Raw genomic sequence first — 16,802 nt, forward strand, 5'->3', positions numbered from 1 at the left:
AATGAAGAGCCATGAGCTTCCGCGCATCCAAAATCCTATTTTACGCGGTTTTAACCCGGACCCGTCTATCCTGAGAGTCGGCGATGACTATTACGTTGCGACCTCGACCTTTCAATGGTTTCCGGGCGTTCAAATCCACCATTCCCGCGATTTGATCCATTGGCAGCTCATTACGCGCCCACTGGATCGCTTAAGCCAGCTGAACATGCTGGGCAATCCGGATTCCGGCGGTGTTTGGGCACCGTGCCTTACTTTTCATGAAGGCTTGTTTTATCTGGTCTACACTGATGTGAAAAGCCATGCGGGTGCTTATAAGGATACACATAATTATGTAGTTACTGCTCCCGATATTATGGGCCCTTGGTCCGATCCGGTTTATTTGAACAGCAGCGGCTTTGATCCTTCGCTGTTTCATGACGATGGCGGCAAGAAATGGCTTGTCAATATGCAGTGGGATTACCGGAAGGATCGAGATCCTTTCAATGGCATTTATTTGCAGGAATATTCAGAGGAAAAGCAGCAGCTGATCGGGCCTTCCTATCTGATCTACAAAGGCTCTGAGCTGGGGCTGACGGAAGGACCTCATTTATATAAGAAGGACGGCTATTATTATCTGATGGTTGCCGAAGGCGGGACCAGCTATGAGCATGCTGTGACGCTGGCTCGTTCAAGCACGCTCTTCGGCCCTTATGAAACGGACCCTTTGGGTCCGATGCTTACTGCTAACCATAAACCGGAATTGAAGCTGCAAAAGGCTGGACATGCCAGCCTGGTGCATACGACAAGCGACGAGTGGTACATCGTTCATTTATGTGGACGGCCGCTTGCAACGGAGGATAAACGCTGCAACTTAGGCAGAGAAACTTCGATACAGCGCTGCGAATGGTCGGAGGAAGGCTGGCTGCGCCTCTCAGGAGGGGGGAATGCTCCGCTCGATGACGTACAAGCGCCTGCGCTGCCGTGGCATCCCTTCCCAGCATCTAAGGAAATAGACAATTTCGAAGCTGGCGTGCTGGATATCCAGTGGCAATCGCTTCGCCAGCCCATACGCGAAGACTGGCTGTCCATAACAGAGCGGCCGGGCTATCTGCGGCTGAGGGGCATGGAGTCTCCTAATTCCCGTTTCCGGCACAGCTTGGCTGCTCGGCGCCAGCAAGCCTTCCGATGTGAAGCAGAGACTGCGGCTGAGTTTGAGCCGAACAGCTATCAGCAGATGGCTGGGCTAATCTATTATTATAATTCTCAAAACTATTATTATCTGCGAATTGGATATGACGAGTCGGTAGGCACCAATCTTGCAATTCTCTCAAACGATCATGGCGTTTATAACGAACATACAGATACGCATATCCCTATTCCGGCCGGAGCGCGCGTTTACTTGCGGTTGACGCTTCATGATACTGAGCTTCAATTCTATTATTCTTTGGATGGAAGCGACTGGAAAACAATAGGCCCCACGCTGGATGCCAGTAAAATATCGGATGAATACGCGACTCATTTGGTCGACGGTTATTTTACCGACTGGGGCTTCACAGGCGCCTTCATCGGGTTATGCGCTCATGATTTATCCGGAGGCCGCAAGGCTGCCGATTTCAATTACTTTCGTTATGTGGAGAAGGAGTGATGCGAGATGGAATTTTCTAATGAGTCGTTAAAAGGAAAGCATATCGTATTTCTATGCGGCGAGGATGAATATGAATCGGAAAGAACAATACCCTTGATTGCAGAGGAAGCTGCAAGGAAGCACGGGGCAACGGTAACCGTGCTTACGTCTTCTATGGGCCCTGCTGATCCTACAAGCATATCTGGACTTGAAGCGCTTCAAGAAGCAGATTTGGCCGTGTTTTACATTCGGTTCCGTCAATTGCCGGAAGAGCAATTCCGTTATATTCGCGATTATTTGGAAGCGGGTAAACCGGTCATCGGTTTACGGACGAGCACGCATGCATTCCAGTACCCGGAGGGACATCCACTCGAATGCTGGAATGACGGCTTCGGTATCGACGTACTAGGTGCGCCGTGGATTCGCCATTTCGGCCATTCTTCAACGACAAGCGTTTCGACTGCATGGGCGGCAGCGGAGCATCCAATTCTGAGGGGCATTCCTACACATTTTGAATGCCGTTCCTGGCTTTATCAGGTGCTTCCGTATCCGCCGGAAGGTACGATTCCGCTGCTCAACGGGGCGACTGTTAATCCGGAGGATAACGGCTGGTCATATACAAGCGAGACCCCGCGTGTGCATCCGGTAGCCTGGACGCGGACACATGCTGGCGGTGGGCGAGTATTTACAACGACAATGGGACATCCGGATGATTTTGAGCTGGCAGCTTTCAGGCGCTTATTGCTTAATGGCGTACATTGGGCAGTTGGATCGGAGCATTTAATAGAAGGAGGAACAGAATGATGAAACTTGCAGCGATTACAGGCGAGAAGAAAGCCGAATTAATAGAACGGGAAAAGCCTGAATTGAAAGCAGGCTGGGCGCTTGTCAAAGTACATGCCGCGCCGATGTGTGCGGAGTATAAAAGTTTTGTCCAGGGTGACCATTCGGAATGCCTTGGCCATGAAGCGGCCGGCGAGGTAGTTGAAGCAGCGCCGGGCAGCAAGGTAAAGGTCGGTGACCGCGTAGTTGTCATGCCGCAATATCCTTGCGGGGAATGCGAAATGTGCATTGCAGGCGACTTCATCTATTGCGAGCACAATCAGAATCATTACGAGCCAACCATGACGCAGTATTTGTCGAAGCCATCTTGGCTGCTTGCCAAAATTCCGGACGGTGTTTCCTACGAGAAAGCATCGCTAGCCTGCTGCGGTCTTGGGCCGTCACACGGTGCTTTCTCCACGATGGGTGTTAATGCTTTCTCGACTGTGCTCATTACAGGGCTTGGACCCGTCGGCCTTGGCGCAATCGTCAATGCGAAGTTCCGGGGCGCAGCAGTTATCGCGGTCGAAATGAATCCATATCGGGTAGAGCTTGCCAAGCAAATGGGGGTAGATCATATTATTGATCCCCGCGATAAAGATGCTGTTAGTCAAATTAAGGCTTTGACCGGCGGCAAAGGTCCGGACTACGGGCTTGATTGTTCTGGAGTCGTATCGGCACATCGGCTGCAAATTGATTCGGTCAAACGGAAGGGGAAAGTAGCTTTCGTTGGAGAATGCTTCTCCGAGACGCCGATCAAGGTGAGTGACGATCTGCTTCGCAAAGGCATTCATCTCATTGGCTCATGGCATTACAACTTGAATGAGTTTCCGTACTTGATGAAAGTAATCGAGCAATCGCCGCTCGCTGACCTGTTGATTACGCATACGTTTCCGATGAGCCGAATTCAAGAAGCGTTCGAAGTGTCTGCGTCACAGCAAAGCGGCAAGATTATATTGAAACCATGGGAGTGATTCGGTCATGAAGGTAGGAATGAATTTGCTGCTTTGGACGGATCAGCCAGACCCCTCCAAGCATCTGAATTTGCTGTCGTCTATTAAGAATTGGGGCTTCGACGGTGTAGAGCTAGCGGTAGATAATATGGACGCTGAGGATGCGAGTGCATTCGGTAAGATTTTGAAGGAGCTTGGGCTAGGAAGCACTGGAATCGCAGCGCTTGATGCGGCTTCTGCAGATCCTGCCAGCAGTGACGCCAGGCTGAGGCAGAATGCTCTTGATGTATTGAAGCGTGCCATTATAAATACGCAATTAATTGGCGCAGAAGTATTATGCGGCCCTTTGTTCCAAGGGCTTGGCCGCTTCAGTGGGCAAGGCCCGCAGCCGGAGGAATGGGGTTATGCGGTCGAGACGCTGCGCGCTGCGGGCGAGTTTGCCGCGAAGCTGGGGATTAAGCTTGCCCTCGAGCCAATCAATCGCTTCGAAATGTACCTTGTCAATACGCTGGAGGATGGCGTTCGATTCGTCGAAGAAATCGGACTTCCGAACGTCGGTCTGCTCGCAGACACCCATCACGGCAATATCGAAGAGCTTAACGTACCGGAGGCTTGGCGGAGAGCAGCAAAGCATATTGTCCATGTTCATATTTCGGAAAATAATCGGGGAGTTCCGGGCAGCGGCCATGCCGTGCCTAAAGAGATATTCGATGTGCTGAAGGAAGTTGACTACGAAGGCTGGCTAACGATCGAAGCATTCGGACAGCAGGTTCCCGGATTGATATCCAGGCTGCATCTGTGGCGTGATTACTCGGAGCATCCAGATGATGCGGCACGTCTAGGCGTTCAATATATACGGAGTTGCTTGGTTTAAAATGGGAGGAGATAGGCCATGTCTGTGGTACAAACGAATGGAATCGAGCTTTATTATACCGAACGAGGGCAGGGAGAACCGCTGGTGCTGCTAATGGGCCTCGGTGCAGCCGGCAGCGTGTGGGAAGAGCATGTGCGTGCTTATGAGAAGCATTTCCGCTGCATTCTGATCGATAACCGCGGTGCGGGAGAATCCGCTAAGCCGGCAGGGCCCTACACGACGAAAATGATGGCAGCCGATACGATCGGTTTGCTCGATGCGCTTGGCATTGCGCAGGCACATTTCTCCGGCATTTCAATGGGGAGCGCTATTGCGCAGGAAGCGGCGCTTCTGGCACCTGAGCGAGTACGAAGCCTTACGCTGAACTGCTCTTGGCTGGCGTGCGGAGCGTATACGAGACGTGTATTTGAGACGCTTGGCAATGCCTATTCGCTAATGGAGGCGGATGATTTCCAGAAACTGCTTCAGCTCATTATTTATACGCCTGCCTTTCATGAGCATCATTTGCCTGCATTGGAGGCATCACAGCAGGCGGCTTTGGTTCAGCCTTCTCCCATGCCAATTCAAGCGTTTCTTGCGCAGTGCGAGGCCTGCATTTCCCATCTAACGACGGGGAGACTCGGGACGATAACAGTGCCGACGCTCATTACAGTAGGGGATAAAGATATATTTACCCCTCTTTCGTTGTCGCTGGCCATCGCGGAGGAGATTAAGCACGCTGAAATGCATATATTCGAAGGCAGCGGCCATACGCATCATTGGGACCGGCTGGAGGATTTCAACCGGATCACGCTGGATTTTTTAATGCGTCATCGTGAAGCTATACAATAAGGAGAGATAATGATGAATCCTAAAATTTCGATCGGTTCCTGGGCGTTTGCCTTTGGGCCCTTTGCGCAATCCCCGTGGCCTTTCACGCGTATCTTGCAATATGCGCAGCAAGCTGGCTATGACGGAATTGAAATCAATGGCTTTGCCCCCCACCCGACACCGGAGCTTTATCCAACAGCTTCCAGCCGTCAAGCGCTGCTGGAAGAGATTCAATCCTATGGCCTTGGCATTTCCGGCTATGCTCCGGATTTCAGCTCGGCACCTCCAGACCGATGTAAGCAAGCCGACTATTTGGAGCTGCTGAGAAGTTACATTACATTTTGCACGGACCTTGGCATCGATACGATTCGCGTAGATACGGTCAGTCCTCCCTCAGAGCTGTCACTGGAGCAGTACGAGGATAATTTTGCCCATCTCGCCTTAACATGGCGAGCTTCCGCTGAACTTGCAGCGGCCAAAGGCATACGAATCGTTTGGGAGTTCGAGCCTGGCTTCTGGCTGAATAAGCCCTCAGAGGTGAAGCGACTCGTCGAAGCAGTTAACCATCCGGCTTTTCAAGTGCTGTTCGATACAAGCCATGCCTATATGAGCGGGGTTGTCGGAGCGCGGCAAACAGGCGAGAAAGAAATTTGTTCCGGTGGTATCGTGGAGTATGCGCAGCTTCTGCAAGGGCATATCGGACATTTTCATCTCATTGATTCAGACGGGACTTTGCACGATGAAGAAACAAGTACGCACGCTGCTTTTGGAGCGGGAGAGGTGGATTTCAAAGCGGTACTGAAAGAGCTGAAGCCAGTGGTGTCCGTTATGGAGTGGTGGTGCGTCGACTTCTGCTTTAACGCGGAGGTGGAGGAATGGGGCCGACAAGCGGTCCCGTTCATTCGCAAAGCCATTAAGGAGGCGGAATAGAAAATGACGATTCCATTTGGTTTTCAAACCTACACATGGCAAATGTCGTACGAAAAATACCGCGACCAATTGGATCATATTCTTACTACGGTGACCGAGGCCGGGGGTGCCGGTATTGAACCAGAGGTATGTATGCTTGGGCGGTATACGGATACGCCTCTTGCCCTGCTGGACGAGCTGGATAGGAAAGGGCTGCGTCTCAGCGCGCTTTGCCTTGCTTTGGAGTGGCGTCATGGCGAGGAGACCGAGGAGGAAAGAGCAGAAGCAGACCGTATTATCCGATACTTGAAGTATTTTCCAGGTACGATATTGACCTTGGTGCAGCTGCCAGGCAAGGATCGCAGTGATCTCGTGAATAGGCAATCTAACGCGCTGTCCAATATTAACGCTGTTGCGCAGCGTGCCTTCGACCAAGGAATTCCATGCGCTTATCATCCGAATTCACCAAGCGGCTCGATTTTTCGCGTGGAAGAAGATTACAGCGTACTGCTGAATGGTCTAGATGGCCGGTACTGCGGCTATGCGCCGGATACGGGACACATTGCCAAGGGCGGGATGGACGTCGAGGCTATTATTAAGACGTACCGGTCGATGATCAAGCATGTTCACTTTAAGGATATGAATGCTGACGGGTCATGGACGGCGCTTGGACAAGGCATTATCGACCATAAAGGAATCGTACGGTTTCTGAACGGAACCGGCTATGACGGCTGGATTATGGTGGAGGAGGAGTCCAAGGGCGCTGAGTCGGACCCTGATCAAGTAACCCTGCAGAATGGAATTTATATTCGCGAAGCGCTTGCTCCGTTAGGAAGATAATGACAACAATACAAGATAAGGAGAGTGGATTATGAAACAGCGCATCTACATCGTTGGCGCCGGAGCAATTGCCGGTTACCATGCCGAGGCCATTGGCCAATTAGCGGAGTCAGAGCTTGAGCGGCCATCGCTGTTTGTAACGGACGTGAATCCTTCTGCATTAGTAGAGTTTGTTAAACGATTTCCTTGGGCGGTCCCCTTTGATCAGTTAACTTCGATGCTAGGCGAGCCTGCCGAGGAAAATGATGTGGTTATTGTCGCGACACCGCCGCTCACACATGCGGATATCACTTGCCGTGCCCTCCGATCCGGCAGGCATGTGTTATGCGAGAAGCCGCTTGCTATGAACAGGGAGGAAGCTGTTCTGATGCTGCAAGCAGCGCAGGAAACTGGGAAAATGCTGGGCTGCTGCAGCTCGCGGTTTGCGGGCTTGCAAATAACGAATGAGATTAGAGAGATGCTGGAGCAAGGAACACTAGGGGAACTGTACCAAGTACAGTGGGTTCAGCGAAGGAAGAGAGCACGGACGGGAATCGAGTATCAGCCGACAAGCCGTTGGTTTCTGAACCGCTCGGTTAGCGGAGGCGGCACCTTGATGGATTGGGGACCTTACGACATAGCCAGCTTGACGGAAGTGCTCCAGCCGGTCAAAGTCGAGGTCCTTCATGCCTGGATGACAGATCCTGTGACGGATCATCCGCACGCGGCCGAGATATCGAGCGATGTGGAGCAGCATGTCGGAGCGCTGTTGAGACTTCATTTGGCGGACGGCAGCCTTGTGCCAGTTCATTACGAGCGAGCGGCATGCTGCCATGGTGAAGAGCGGAGCATAACCGAGATCGAGGGTACGGCAGGAGCGCTCCAATGGGATTGGCTTTGTCTGGACGGGAACGGCGAGCTTACCCATCATTTTGATGTGAACGGGGAGCCCGCGGAAAATCGAAGCACCGTAACGAACGCGCCTCTGGGCATGATGGATAAACCGATTGTTTATTTCTTGCAAGCGATTTCCGGGCTTGCTTCACCAGCCATCGTGAACGAGCAGGCGGTGTTCAACTTCAGCATTCTGGCTGCGATCTACGATTGTGCCCGAAGCGGAGAGCGGCAAGCGGTGGTCAAGGGGGAAATCCGATGAAAAATGTTTATGCCATGGATACGTTCTTTTATCATAGTCTTGGAAATTACCCGTTTGATGTGCGCTGTGAAATGCTGCAGGAGCTTGGTTATGAAGCTGTCTACTTAACCTTATGGGACGAGCAGGCATGGAAGGATCTTGACCGGCTTCCTCAGGTGAGAGCTACCTACGGCTTGGAGGTTGCTGCCGTTTATGCGGTGCTTGATCTTACGTGGTCCAAAGAGCATCCAGAAGCGGCAAAAATGATAACCATGCTGGAGACGTTGCAGGGCTGCAGCCGAGTAGAGCTTGCCTTGACGATGGGCGACAATAAATATTCGCCTTCGGATCCAGAAGGCGATCATTTGGCGCTAGAATGGTTAACGGATCTGCTCGGGATTGCAGAGCGGAGAAATATTCAGATCTCGCTGTACCATCATGTTTTTTTCTGGATGGAGCGCTGGGAGGATGCGCTTAGGCTGATCAACAAGCTGAATCATCCTTTGCTTGGCATGACCTTTAGCTCCTTCCATTGGTATGCCATCGATGGAACGAAGCTGAATGAGGCTCTGTCCGCATGCGTACCTTATCTGCATGCTGTCAATGTCTGCGGAAGCCGGAAGCTGCCTCCAGGGGGATTGCCTGCTTCGATTGAATGCATTGACCAGGGGGAGCTTGACATGTTCAGCTTTCTAGCAGCGCTGAAAAAGCATGGCTATGAAGGAGCGCTTGGTTTCCAAGGCTATGGCATGGGCGGCGACACGTACAGCCATTTAGAACGAAACAAAAAAGCTTTAAGCATAATAGAGCAGCGCTTGGCGAAGCATCCAGGCTGGATGCTGGTTTAAGCTATTAATCACATCAAGCGGTAAAGGGATTATCGCTCTGAACGCTAGGAGGAGCCGGGCTTTAAGTTAGAGCCGGCTTTTCTTTGGTTTTTCAACCAGCAGAAAGGGCAGCTGCTGCGGACATGAAGAAGAAAAGAGGAAATGACATGGGAATAAGAAACGCGGTAAACGATGGATCATCTAATGCTCCGAGACTGGAATTACAGCAATCCTGGTGGGCGATGAACTCGCTGGGAGAGAACGGAAAAGAATGGACGATGGAACAAAAATTCGAGAAAATAGCTGAAGCGGGCTACGCCGCGATCAGCGCATCGATACCATCGTTGGAAGAAGCAAAGGAGTGGCATCGGCTGCTTGATCGCTACAAGCTAGGCTTTAATGCGATGGCTTTCCCATCAAAGGTAGAAGATATAAACGCCATTCTTGAGGAGGCGAAACGGTTCGGCCGCGTGCAGTATGTGAATTTGCAGGTGATGGACTCGTTCGTTATTGATCAGCAGGCTATCCATCTGCTGTCGGGCTTACTGGCGAAAGCGAAGGAAGCCGGCATGCCGACCTTCATAGAAACGCATAGAGGTACAGTTACTCAGGATATCATTCGAACAGCTGCGTATGCCCGCGAGCTGCCGGAGCTTCGTTTCATGATTGATTTGTCCCATTACGTGGTTTCAGGCGAATTGAACGGTTCGCTCCTGCATGCGGAGGAATATTTCGGAAAGCTGCTTGAGCGTACTTCGGGCATTCACGCCCGCGTATCGAATGGAGAACAAGTGCAGATCGACGTCGGCACGGAAGGTGACCATCCCATGCTGCACAATTTTGAGCGCTGGTGGCGAAAAGGGATGGCGAGTTGGCTCCAGCAGGCGCAGCCGGGAGATGTGCTGCCTTTCGTGACGGAGCTTGGCCCGCCTGGTTATTACGCCATTACGCAAAGGGTTGCTGGGGGAGTGGAACGGGAAATTTCCGACCGCTGGCAGCAGGCGCTGCTGTTCAAGCGAATTGCTTTGGCGCAGTGGCAACGCGTGCTGAGCGAGGCCGAATAAGAGTAAATACAATAAAACCAGCTGGGCAGGATGGCTAGACCTGCTCAGCTGGTTTTTTTTGTATAGGAAACTATGCATTCTCCGAACCTGTTGATAACGATGCTGCGGCAGCAGTCGGATAGCCGATAACGGAAGCTAACGGAAGCCAGAGACGCTAAAGTTGCATTTTGGGTTAGCGTCACATTTTAACGGAACAGGGAGACGCTATTCCGCAGAAATGAAGCGATATCGTGTATATTTGATACAAATAGAGGCGCGTGCTTCCGTTACAAGTTTGAAACGAAAAATAAAGGCGATTTAGCGTCTGTGGTTTCCGTTAGAACTGTGAGCTAACGCGTCTGCGATTTCTAATTTGATTTTAACCCTTTAACAGCACCTTTAGCTTGACATCTGGGCGTGCCAGCGCATCTGGATCGAGAACTGCCTTGGACGCGATAAGCATTTCCGCAAGCCGAATATCCTTGGCAATACCGGGACCACCGATGCCGCTTGCCGCTGCGAGCGTGCGCTCATCCGTAAGATGGAAAAATAAATCGCCGCTGCTTCCAAGGGTTCGATGCACGGTCGTTGTTCCTATACCTTGCAAGCCCGAAACTTGCAAGGTGAGATCGTACTGATCCGACCAGAACCATGGCACTGCCGCATAGGCTTCTTTGGCACCCAGCATGCTTCCGGCAACATGCGTGCCTTGATCCTGGGCATTGCGCCACGCTTCAAGCCGAATACGCATGCCGCCATAAAGCGGGTGTGGGAAGGAGCAGCAATCTCCTGCAGCGAAAATATTCGGGTCGCTCGTTGCCAGCTTCTCATCAACACTAATGCCATTCTCGATGGCGAGGCCGCTGGCCGCGGCGAGAGCTGTTTCGGGAATAGCGCCAATACCCGCAATCAGAGCGTCGCAGGCCAGCGTTTCCCCGTTAATCAAGGTAATAATGCTTTCCCCGCCGGAGCTTGATATACCGGCGATTCCGACCCCGAGCTTGAACTGGACGCCTGCCGAGCGGTGACGGGCATCTACGATAGCTGCAATCGCTTCGGGAACGCCCCGCATCAAAATTCGCGGGCCGGCTTCGATGACCGTTACTTCGCATCCACATTCTCGCGCGCTTGCCGCGACCTCAAGACCGATAAAACCACCGCCGATGATGACGACTCGTTTCCCAGGCTCCAGCCTCCTGCGAAGCGAGAGTGCATCACCGAACGAACGCAGGTAGAGGACGCTTGACGTATCAAATCGGGATTGGGATCCTGATAATGGTATGGAAAGCCTTCTCGGCTGGGCGCCCGTAGCAAGCAAAAGCCGTTCGTAATTAATGTTTTGCCCATTTTCAAGCTGTACGCTATGGTTGTTTTTGTCAATTGAAACGGCTTTGCAGCCTTTCATGAGCTCAATACGGTGCTCCTCCAGCTGCTTGTTGTCGAGAATATAAGCAGGTGAAGGGTTGTGTTCTTCCAGTAATGTAGGCTTGGATAACGGCGGACGCTCGTAGGGAGCATGAGCTTCTTCGCCGATCAGGGTAATTTTTCCGGTCCAGCCTAAGCTGCGAAGCTCGACCGCTGCACGGGCACCCGTTTCTCCAGCTCCTATGATAACCATTCCATAATTCGACAAAATTCTTCCTCCTTAATTGATTCTGATCCAGATGAGTCCGGATTCTTGCTTGAGCGGATAGGTTTTGAGCGCTTGGCAGACGGGTGCTCGCTTAGCTTCGCCTGTCGTATAATCAAACCGCCCGTTATGCTTCGGACACTCAATATGATTGCCCATGACCAGTCCGTCGGCCAAATGAAATTTTTCATGCGTACAGTAGCCGTCCGTGGCAAAATACTCGTTTTTCGCAGAGCGGTAAATCGCAAAGGTTCGATCGCCATAATCAAACCGAATGACATCCTCTTCCTCAATATCTTCTTCCTCACATGCGGTGATCCAGCCTTCGTATGTCATATGCTGCTCCTCTTTTATATCTATTTGTTTAGATTTTATTGCTCTTCTCTTCTGTGCTTGGACCATAGACATAGGGACGGGCCGTTGCCGGCAGCGGCCTGAGAATCGTATACGATGGGTCCCGCCTCTGCCGAATGAGGGCCGAGAATACTTCCTTGAGTGCTGCGCCAAGGCTAGGCGAAGGCACCGGACAGTCGTGTTTCATTTCTTCATGCAGCTTCGGCAGAGCATGGTAGGGTACCATGGGGAACATGTGATGCTCGATATGGTAGTTCATATTCCAGTACAGAAACCGAAGGATTCGGTTCATATAGGTCGTTCGCGTGTTGAGGCGGTGATCAAGCACATCCTCATAAAGCCCAAGATGCTGGGAGAGGCCGGTCATGAGAACAAGGAAGCTTCCATAGAAAGAAGGCAATACAATGAACATCGCCGGAAGGATGGTACCCTTGTAGATGCAGGCTGCGATAACCGCTATGAATATGAGTATATAAATACGTGACTCTGTACAGGTTTTGCGTATTTCTGAAGCCGGAATATATTCTTTCTCTTCTCCGTCCAGCTTGCCGAAGCAATGAAGGAGCATACGCTTCAAATCCCTTGGACCGCCATACAGCTTGAAAAACTCCATGAGAATGACATGCCAGACTGGCGGACGCGGGGCTACAATTTCAGGATCCCTGCCGACGATGATCGTATCGGTATGATGCCTGGAATGACTCCATCTCCATGGAGTAGCGGGTCTTAGAATCATAAAGGAAGCGATTTGGTAGACGGCCTCATTCATCCATGACGTCTTGAATGCGGTGCCATGACCGCATTCGTGCCAGCGCGAATCAGCGGGTGAAGCGTAAAGCACGCCGTAAAGCGCGAAAGCGGGGAGAGCCCACCAGGTTCCCCATGAAAAATAGGCTAGAAATCCAGCAGCGGCAAGCGCACAAAACCAGATGATCGTATCCCGGATCGCTGGCCCGTCTTTTCGTTTCATAAGCTCTTTTAGCTTTGAACGGGGAATTTGGCTGGTATACCATTCCGCTGCTACCAGACCTTTTTGCTGCGCCAAATCGTTCTCAGGTCCGGTTAGGCTGTAGTCCCGTTTGTGGTTTAATGTGGTCGACACAAGCTCTTCCTCCTTCGTAAATGTTTATATGGATCGTACACAATCTAGAAGCGTTAAACAATGCGCGTAATTGATCTCTTTTTATCTGTAGTTGATATTTCTAAAAATTTAAAATATAAGAAAATATAAGATGGAGAATGTTGTTGGAAACGCATGTGTCTGTATATTGTAGCTAGTTAAGCGTTTTACTTTAGTGTTTAAATGCCGAATTTCATGAAAAGAGGGAAGTTTGTGAGTGAAATGTTAGAGGCAGTGCTTATGACTTTGGTGATGATATATTTCGAATAGTTGTGTCTAATAAAGTCTAGCGCTAGCTTTTGAGTATGAGCATGCCACGCTTTTTATATTACGAAGGAGAGGGATTTTAATAACAGGGTGGTGGGCTTCATGTATAAAGTGCTATTAGTTAATGATGAAGTATTGTGCGTAGCATCTAAAAACAGCAGCCCCGAGGATAGTTCTTTCTCGAAGGCTGCTGCTTGGTTTGTAAATCGTGATAAGTGATTAAGGGCGCAAGCTGTGCTCATATCCTTGGTTTAAGAGCTGAGATGCCGCTCCAGGATAGTCGTCGTATTTCGGAGGCTGTCCGCCCGGTTACCTGTTTTACCATTCTGGCAAAATGATGAGAGGTTTTGAAGCCACAGCGATGTGCGATTTCTGTGATGTTCAGTCCGGTGCTGGTTAATAGCTCGACTGCTCTTCCGATGCGGTAATTCCAAAGATAGGCAATGGGCGTGGTCTGCTCATATTGCTTAAACAGCCTGACCAAGTGTTCTGGGGACAGTCCTGCACGGTCGGCCAGCTCAGCCAAAGTCAATTCGTCCATATAATGCTCGTGGATTTGGGATAAAACCAAATAGATGGCAGGATGCTTCTCTTTTTGCAGGAGTACTCTTCTGGATTCGGTAGGGTAGAGATAAAGCGCAGCCAGTCCAAGACTGACGACTGCTGAATCCTCAGGCTGCGCATAGCGCTGAACGTTCAGCATGAGATCAAGCAGCCGGTTCATTTCTTCGGTGATCGGCAGGTACTCGGGCAATTGAGCGAGTCCAAGCTTTGTCTGCTCGGACAGGTCATTCAAATGAACTGCAATCCAGCGATGCCAGGTTTCTTCTGTTCGCGAGAAGGTGAAGGATTCCTCACACCCAGGCTTTAGCAGGACGACATGTCCAGGCCCGATGCGGAGCATTCTTCCGTCGATTTCAACGCACATCTCCCCTGTATAAAGCATGACAAGCTGAACATCCTGCTGAATACGGGGACCAAGGCGCCCCCCTGGCGGGTAGACGATGGACCCCGCTGTAGCGTTGTCGATATCTTGAATAGAGAGGTCTAACGGAAGGATGGACATGGTATTCACCTCAGGGAAGCAAAATAGTAATCTAGCCGCATTATATCAATGATAGGCACAAAATCGCAACCAGCGGCCATTGTCATCGCAACAGAGGCATTAACTGCTCGTCAACTAAATATTTTAACTGTTAATTAGCCTTAGGGCGAGCCATGTAATCCTTTTTGTGATAATGAATATGGAATTATCCTGTGACGAGCGAGTATTGAAAGAGATGGATTTTTATATGAAATTTTCGATAAAAATATGATTCAGTATAAAATATTCCGTAGTTTGATATCTTTGAACATACTGAAAAACACTGTAATATCAAGGATTTCAGCGATTGGAGAGTATCGTTTAGATGGTTGGATTCCAATCACTTTCTGAAAATGATTGCATTTTTAATGGAGGTAAATTAAAGTGATTTTAGTAGTGATAATGATTTTCATTATTAATAATGCTTAGGAGGCTTTGTTGCTTGGTATCCACAATTTGGAAATGTTTATCATCACAGCATCGTCGAAAGCAACAGGAGCAGGAGGAGTTGATATACAGACCCTTTGTTGCGACGTTGGTTTTATTCGGCGGAATACTGGCTATTGTCGCGGGCATTGCTGTTTCAATCGGCACGGGTCCAGCAGGAATTTCCTTATGGATGATATGGGATTCTATCCTTCATTTCGATTCCATTTCTGAAGAGCATCAAATTATACAAAATCTTCGTTTGCCTAGAGCACTGGCCGGAGCTTTAATTGGTGCAAGCTTTGCTGTAGCGGGTGCCATGATGCAAGGTATGACAAGAAATGCATTAGCAGATACCGGCCTGCTTGGGATTAACGCTGGTTCTGGCCTTGTTGTGGCAATTGTGATTGCATTTTTTCCGAAATTACCCTTTGAGTATCTGATTTATTTTTCATTTTTGGGTGCAGGATTAGGGGTATTGCTCATTTATGCCATAGCTTTTTTTGCAAGAGGAGCTTTGACACCATTACGTTTAGTACTAGCTGGGGCTGTGGTGGGTGCTTTAATAAAGGGTGCTACTCAAATTATTTCTTTGCTGTCCGGCACGACTTATGAACTGGCTTTCTGGTCAGCTGGGGGCATTTCAGCAGTAGAATGGTTTCAGGTTAAAATCATAAGTCCATGGATACTAGTCGGACTCTTTATTGCGATACTGCTGTCACCAAAGCTAACGATTTTAAGCCTAGGTGAAGAAGTGGCAACAGGACTTGGGCAGCGAACAAGACTTATTAAAGCCGTATCTGGCATTGCAGTACTTCTTTTAGTCGGGGCAGCAGTAGCGGCAGTTGGCGGTGTTGGATTTGTAGGTTTAATCATCCCGCATATTGTTCGATTCCTAGTAGGTGTGGACTATCGCTTGATCATTCCATGCTCAGCTATGCTTGGAGCAGTCCTTGTCGTATTTGCAGATATCGGTGCTAAATTAATTAATATGCCGTATGAAACTCCTCTTGGTTCTATTATGGCTGTAATTGGCGTTCCCTTCTTCTTATATCTTGCTCGGAAGGAGAATAGACAATTGTTATGAACGTTCAAAGCTTCAATGAAATCCATCGACTGCGTAAAAAGAATAGCATTAAAGTGATTAGTATTCTTACCTTTCTCTTATTAGGTATTTTTCTAATTAGCCTAAATTCAGGTGCAATGCGATTAAATCCAGTAGGAGTATGGTCAACGATAATGGGGGAGGGCACCTTTAAGCAAGAAACAGTTTTATTTAGACTGCGATTGCCACGAATGGTCATCGCTGTATTAATTGGTGCCGGCCTTGCTATTTCAGGAGCTGTATTGCAGGGTATTTCTAAAAATGGACTCGCTGATCCAGGTATTTTAGGTATCAACTCAGGCGCTAGCCTAGTTGTTTTAATTATGGTAATTGCTGCTCCCAGTACGCTGTTTGCCAATCCTTTTGTCCTTCCGATAGGAGCGTTATGCGGTTCATGCTTTTCGGCATTTCTAATTTATGTGATGTCATATAAAAAGGGACATGGATTGATGCCGACAAGAATGCTTTTGGTGGGCATTGCCGTAGCAGCTGCCTTATCGGCCGTATCTGTAATTTTAACCTTAAGGCTAAATCCAACTGAATTTGATATGGTTTTTGAATTTAGCTTGGGAAGTCTATACGGTGGAAATTGGGATTATGTCTTGGCCCTATTACCTTGGATCTGTATCATTATTCCGTTCGTATACTATAAATCTCATATCCTAAATATTTTAAGCCTAAATGATTCAACCGGAATCGCATTAGGATATTCGCTCGAAAAAGAAAAAATTTATTTATTATTAGCTGCATTAGGCTTGGCTGCTTCTTCCGTAGCTATAGGTGGAGGTATTGGGTTTGTTGGATTAATGGCGCCGCATATTGCTCGTAAGCTGGTTGGTCCGAAGCATCAATACATGCTTCCAGTTGCTGCTTTGCTTGGTTCGTTGTTGGTACTAGCTGGAGATACTATTGCAAGAAGTATTCTTTCGAACACAGAATTGCCGGCAGGGGTAGTCGTCTCCATGTTGGGCGCACCTTACTTTTTATATTTATTAATTAAATCAAAATAGAGGAGTTATGA

Annotated in this window: 16 protein-coding genes; 12 read left to right on the plus strand and 4 right to left on the minus strand. The window is 49.5% G+C overall.

Annotation, left to right across the window (positions count from 1 at the left end):
* Nucleotide 1 precedes the first annotated feature (1 nt).
* The 10 genes from MHI37_RS11575 (at nt 2) to MHI37_RS11620 (ending at nt 9,816) form a co-directional block, all read left to right on the plus strand.
* On the plus strand, nt 2-1,624 hold the full coding sequence (locus MHI37_RS11575) for a glycoside hydrolase family 43 protein (protein WP_076338179.1): 1,623 nt from the start codon (nt 2-4) through the stop codon (nt 1,622-1,624).
* A 6-nt stretch (nt 1,625-1,630) separates the two neighbouring features.
* On the plus strand, nt 1,631-2,407 hold the full coding sequence (locus MHI37_RS11580) for a ThuA domain-containing protein (protein WP_076338180.1): 777 nt from the start codon (nt 1,631-1,633) through the stop codon (nt 2,405-2,407).
* Entirely contained in the window at nt 2,404-3,399 is a 996-nt protein-coding gene (locus MHI37_RS11585) for a zinc-binding dehydrogenase (protein WP_083676394.1), read from the plus strand. Before MHI37_RS11580 ends, MHI37_RS11585 begins: the two co-directional genes overlap by 4 nt.
* A gap of 7 nt (nt 3,400-3,406) precedes the next feature.
* On the plus strand, nt 3,407-4,252 hold the full coding sequence (locus MHI37_RS11590; protein WP_076338181.1) for a sugar phosphate isomerase/epimerase family protein: 846 nt from the start codon (nt 3,407-3,409) through the stop codon (nt 4,250-4,252).
* Nucleotides 4,253-4,270: 18 nt separating this feature from the next.
* Nucleotides 4,271-5,083, plus strand: a complete 813-nt coding sequence (locus MHI37_RS11595; protein ID WP_076338182.1) for an alpha/beta hydrolase — start codon at nt 4,271-4,273, stop codon at nt 5,081-5,083.
* Nucleotides 5,084-5,092: 9 nt separating this feature from the next.
* The gene (locus MHI37_RS11600) at nt 5,093-5,992 is read left to right on the plus strand and encodes a sugar phosphate isomerase/epimerase (RefSeq protein ID WP_083676395.1); all 900 of its coding nucleotides are present in this window, start codon (nt 5,093-5,095) and stop codon (nt 5,990-5,992) included.
* A 3-nt stretch (nt 5,993-5,995) separates the two neighbouring features.
* Entirely contained in the window at nt 5,996-6,811 is an 816-nt protein-coding gene (locus MHI37_RS11605; RefSeq protein WP_076338184.1) for a TIM barrel protein, read from the plus strand.
* A gap of 31 nt (nt 6,812-6,842) precedes the next feature.
* On the plus strand, nt 6,843-7,946 hold the full coding sequence (locus MHI37_RS11610; protein ID WP_076338185.1) for a Gfo/Idh/MocA family oxidoreductase: 1,104 nt from the start codon (nt 6,843-6,845) through the stop codon (nt 7,944-7,946).
* Nucleotides 7,943-8,773, plus strand: a complete 831-nt coding sequence (locus MHI37_RS11615; protein WP_076338186.1) for a sugar phosphate isomerase/epimerase — start codon at nt 7,943-7,945, stop codon at nt 8,771-8,773. The genes MHI37_RS11610 and MHI37_RS11615 overlap by 4 nt, the downstream gene beginning before the upstream one ends.
* 146 nt (nt 8,774-8,919) lie before the next feature.
* Nucleotides 8,920-9,816 carry a xylose isomerase gene (locus MHI37_RS11620; RefSeq protein ID WP_076338226.1) on the plus strand — a complete coding sequence of 299 codons (897 nt, stop codon included), beginning with the start codon at nt 8,920-8,922 and terminating at the stop codon, nt 9,814-9,816.
* A gap of 358 nt (nt 9,817-10,174) precedes the next feature.
* Here the strand turns inward: MHI37_RS11620 and MHI37_RS11625 are convergent, their stop codons facing one another.
* The 4 genes from MHI37_RS11625 to MHI37_RS11640 form a co-directional block, all read right to left on the minus strand.
* Complete coding sequence (locus MHI37_RS11625; RefSeq protein ID WP_218638943.1) at nt 10,175-11,428, minus strand: FAD-dependent oxidoreductase; 1,254 nt, start codon at nt 11,426-11,428, stop codon at nt 10,175-10,177.
* Between the two features lie 12 nt (nt 11,429-11,440).
* The gene (locus MHI37_RS11630; protein ID WP_076338187.1) at nt 11,441-11,761 is read right to left on the minus strand and encodes a MocE family 2Fe-2S type ferredoxin; all 321 of its coding nucleotides are present in this window, start codon (nt 11,759-11,761) and stop codon (nt 11,441-11,443) included.
* 28 nt (nt 11,762-11,789) lie between these two features.
* Nucleotides 11,790-12,881: a fatty acid desaturase family protein gene (locus tag MHI37_RS11635; RefSeq protein WP_076338188.1), complete on the minus strand. Its 1,092-nt coding sequence runs from the start codon at nt 12,879-12,881 to the stop codon at nt 11,790-11,792.
* Nucleotides 12,882-13,404: 523 nt separating this feature from the next.
* On the minus strand, nt 13,405-14,232 hold the full coding sequence (locus tag MHI37_RS11640) for an AraC family transcriptional regulator (RefSeq protein WP_076338189.1): 828 nt from the start codon (nt 14,230-14,232) through the stop codon (nt 13,405-13,407).
* Nucleotides 14,233-14,758: 526 nt separating this feature from the next.
* On the opposite strand from MHI37_RS11640, the gene MHI37_RS11645 reads away from it, so the two are divergent.
* Complete coding sequence (locus MHI37_RS11645) at nt 14,759-15,763, plus strand: iron ABC transporter permease (protein WP_256710610.1); 1,005 nt, start codon at nt 14,759-14,761, stop codon at nt 15,761-15,763.
* Nucleotides 15,760-16,791 carry an iron ABC transporter permease gene (locus MHI37_RS11650; protein ID WP_076338190.1) on the plus strand — a complete coding sequence of 344 codons (1,032 nt, stop codon included), beginning with the start codon at nt 15,760-15,762 and terminating at the stop codon, nt 16,789-16,791. Before MHI37_RS11645 ends, MHI37_RS11650 begins: the two co-directional genes overlap by 4 nt.
* Nucleotides 16,792-16,802: the final 11 nt, after the last annotated feature.

The organism is Paenibacillus sp. FSL H8-0548, from assembly GCF_038630985.1.
Taxonomy (GTDB): domain Bacteria; phylum Bacillota; class Bacilli; order Paenibacillales; family Paenibacillaceae; genus Pristimantibacillus.